The sequence below is a fragment of the Pyxidicoccus fallax genome (assembly GCF_012933655.1).
Lineage (GTDB): Bacteria > Myxococcota > Myxococcia > Myxococcales > Myxococcaceae > Myxococcus > Myxococcus fallax.
This window is the reverse complement of sequence record NZ_JABBJJ010000607.1, coordinates 1-3,482: the sequence shown is the minus strand read 5'-3', so window position 1 is coordinate 3,482 and position 3,482 is coordinate 1. Positions and strand designations below refer to the sequence as shown.

The following is a 3,482-nucleotide window of genomic DNA, read 5'->3' as shown; positions in this document are numbered from 1 at the left end:
CCCCACACCCGCCCTCATCACCAGGACCACGTCCGATGCGCCGGAAATGAGTCGGTTGCGGCGCGGAAAGGTGGAGGTGCTTGCCCGGACCCCGGGCGGCAGCTCACTGAAGAACACGCCGTCCCCCTCCAGAAAGCGAGGAAGCAGGCGGGCTTGCGCCGGGTCCAACGCATCCAGCGCGGAGCCGAGGAACGCCCACGTCTCCCCGCCGGCCTCCAGCGCCCCCGCATGGCACGCCTGGTCCACGCCCACGGCGGCCCCGGACACCACCCCCACCCCGGACTCCGCCACCTTCCGGGCGAAGCCCCGCGCGTAGGGCAGGAAGGCCTGGTCCGGGTGCCGGCTGCCCACCATGGCCACCCGGCGCCGGGGCATCCCCGGCCGGCCCCGGTAGAAGAGCAGCGGCGGCGCGTCCGACACCTCCCGCAGCCGGTCCGGATAGGCCCGCTCCCCCGCGAAGGCCACGCCCATACGGGCCCGGTAGCAGGCCTCCAGCACCCGCTCCGCCACGGGTGGCAGCCGCTCCACCTCGGCCAGCCGCCGGCGTACCTGTGGGGAGACCGGCGCGTCGGACACCCAGTCCCGTACAGGGACGGAGGCCAGCGGTGCGAGACTTCCATCCGCGAAGGCACGCAGGGAGGCCAGCGTCCTCGGCCCCAGGCCGGGGACGGTCCAGAGCGCCAGGCATGCCTGCTGCTCCGCCGTGAGGCTGTCCGTCTCAGCGTCCGCCATTCCTGTCCCCTGCCCGTTTCCCACCTATATAGAAGACGGGTCCCCAGGAGGGGCGCGACACATAGACACCGGACCGCCACCGGTCAAGCACTCAGCCCCTCCGGAGGCCGAGCGGATGCATATTTCCTGCCGCCGCTCAGCGGCTGGCGGTGGGCTCGGAGACGCGCATGATGGCGCGGTCGCCGGGGATGACCTCCTCCAGGGTGCGGATGATGAGGCAGTTGGAGGTGCGCTCCTTCACCTCGGTCACCATGCAGGTGCCGATGTCCTCCCAGGGGAAGCGCTTCTCGCGGTCGCTCAGCTTCACGCTGTCACCCTGGCCGAGCACGTGGAGCGCCGGGTCCCACCGGCGCAGCAGGGTGAAGGTGTTGCCCAGCTGGACGCCCTGCGCGCTGCCGCGGTCCACCACCACCGTGTGGTGCTCGGCAATCTGCGTGAGGTACGGCACCAGGGCGGTGACGATGGTGCCCTGCACCTCCTTCGCGTTGGGCCGCGGGGCGATGCGCTCGGTGAGCCGCTCGCCGACGGGGCCCACCAGGTCGCCACGCTCCATGCCGTCCCAGGTGTCCACCACCTGCGCGGTGACGACGTTCTCGCTCACCCGCACCACGCGCAGCGTGCCGAGGAAGTCGGTGAGGTAGCCCAGCTTCTTCTTCGACACCGGGTGCTTGATTTCCTGGGTGGTGTGGAAGACCACGTACCGGTCCCCCACCTTGGCGTTGCCCTTGCGCTTGAAGCGCACGTAGACGTTGTCCGGGAAGGACAGGAACAGCGCGCCGGAGGTCGAGCCCTCGATGCGGCCGGCCTCGTCCAGCTCGCGCTGGGTGACGAAGCCCTGGGTCGTCACGGGGCGCGCCGCGGACGCGTCGTAGCCAATCTTCCCCGTCACCACCACCGCGGCGCCGCCCAGGTCGGTGGGGGACTCCATGTCAACCGTGTCCGCCACCGCGTCGCCGGGGTCCACGCGGGCGGGCACCTCCTCGCCAGCGGCGAAGAAGCGCACCTGGTTGCCCGGGTAGATCCAATGCGGGTTGGCGATCTCCGGGTTGTAGGACCAGACCTTCGGCCAGTACCAGGGGCTGCCCAGGTAGCGCTGGGACAAATCCCAGAGCGTGTCGCCCTCCTGCACCGAGTGGACCTCGCCCGGGGCGCTGTCGCGGCCGCGGGGCGCGCCCGGGGGCACGCGGGTGACGCCGGGGGTGGCGCCCTCGGGGACCTCGTCCATGACCTCGGCGCCCTCGGTCTCCCCGCCGGCTTCCGTGTCCTGCTCTTCGGCCTCCTGCGCGCGCGCGCTCCAGGCCGGCGCGACGGCGAGGCTCAGCATCAGCGAAGTGAGGATCCTGGAGCGCATCGGACGACGTCCTTTCGAAAGAGGCATCACTGCGGGAGCGCGGCGAGCCGCTGCTCCGCCTGCGTGGCGGCGGCCGTCCCCGGGAACTGGGTGACGACGCGGGTGTAGAGCGCCCGGGCATCCGCGGCCTGATTGAGCCGCACCCGACACTCGGCGAGCCGGAGCATGCTGTCCAGCATGGCATCCCCGGCGGGATAGGTCTTGATGAGCCGCTCGAACGTCTTCGCGGCGTCCTTGAACTCATTGAGGCCCACCAGCCCGAGCCCGCTGAAGTACAGCGCGTTGTCCGCGCGCGGGTGGCGGGGGTTCTCCTCGGCGAAGCGGCGCAGGCGCTCCACGCCGCCCTCCACGTTGCCGGTGCGCAGAAGCGACACGGCCTTCTCGTACTCGGCCTCCAGCACCTCCGGGTCCTGCGCCTCGGCCTCTTCGTCGCGCGAGGCCACCACGGTGGCCGCGCCGGAGGACGGGACGGAGTCCGGCACGTTGCTGATGAACATCTCCACCTGCTCCGAGTCCGGCTCCACCACGGGCACCTGCGTGGGCAGCTTCGGCGCGGGCTCCGAGCGGGGCTTGAGCTTCACCACCGCCAGCTCCGGGGTGACGCCCAGCGCCTCGCCGGCCTCGGCGGGCTTCGCGGCGGGCGCCGCCTTCGCGCCGCCTCCGGCGCTCACCCGCGCCACCGCGTCATGCGCCTCCAGCCGCTCCAGCCGCTCCACCAGCCGCGTCTGGGACGCGCGCAGCGCGCGCAGCTCGGCCTTCAGCGCCTCCACATCCGCCTGCGTGGGGGCGGTGGTGGCACAAGCGCTCAGCACGCACAGCGGCGCGGCGGCGAGCAGACGGAGGATGACGGAGCGCGCGGGCACGGGCCTCTTCGGACGGAAGTCTTCCCGAGGATAGGAAGGCCCGTCGGAGAGCGTCAAGAAAACGGCCGGACGCGCCCTGGAGGCCTAGAAGCGGTGTACCACGTAGTTGAGGTGCCGTCCGGTGCGCCCCGCGTCGCGGCGGTGGGAGAAGAAGCGAGCAGGCTCACACGCGGTACAGGCCGGTAGCACGTCCACGTGCGCCGGCTTCAGCCCCGCGCGCACCAGCGTCATGCGCACCGCGCGTGTCAGGTCCAGCCGCACGCCCGCCCCCGAGGACTCCACCACCTCCGCCCCGAAGCGTCCCGTGAAGCGCTGGGCCAATTCGCCGGACACCTCGTAGCAGCAGCGCTGGATGGAGGGCCCCACGGCGGCCAGCAGCCGCTCCGGCCGGGCCCCCTTCGCCACCAGCGCCTCCACCGCGCGCGCGCTGATGTCCGCGTCCGTCCCCCGCCAGCCCGAGTGCACCGCCGCCACCCGGCGGCCGTCCGGGTCCACCAGCAGCACCGGCACGCAGTCCGCCGTGCCCACCGCCACCC

The 3,482-nt window shown here is 72.5% G+C and carries 4 protein-coding genes; all 4 read right to left on the bottom strand.

Annotated elements, in window-relative coordinates; genetic code table 11:
• Nucleotides 1-732: DNA-processing protein DprA (locus HG543_RS52470; RefSeq protein WP_211194784.1), on the bottom strand; the 732-nt coding region annotated here is incomplete at its 3' end.
• A gap of 136 nt (nt 733-868) precedes the next feature.
• A complete protein-coding gene (locus HG543_RS52465) occupies nt 869-2,083 on the bottom strand; it encodes a LysM peptidoglycan-binding domain-containing protein (RefSeq protein ID WP_171818957.1) in 1,215 nt (404 codons plus the stop codon).
• A gap of 26 nt (nt 2,084-2,109) precedes the next feature.
• On the bottom strand, nt 2,110-2,946 hold the full coding sequence (locus tag HG543_RS52460; RefSeq protein WP_169352490.1) for a tetratricopeptide repeat protein: 837 nt from the start codon (nt 2,944-2,946) through the stop codon (nt 2,110-2,112).
• A gap of 84 nt (nt 2,947-3,030) precedes the next feature.
• Nucleotides 3,031-3,482 (bottom strand): purine nucleoside phosphorylase YfiH/LACC1 family protein (locus HG543_RS52455; protein ID WP_169352489.1); only part of this gene is annotated, 452 nt, incomplete at its 5' end.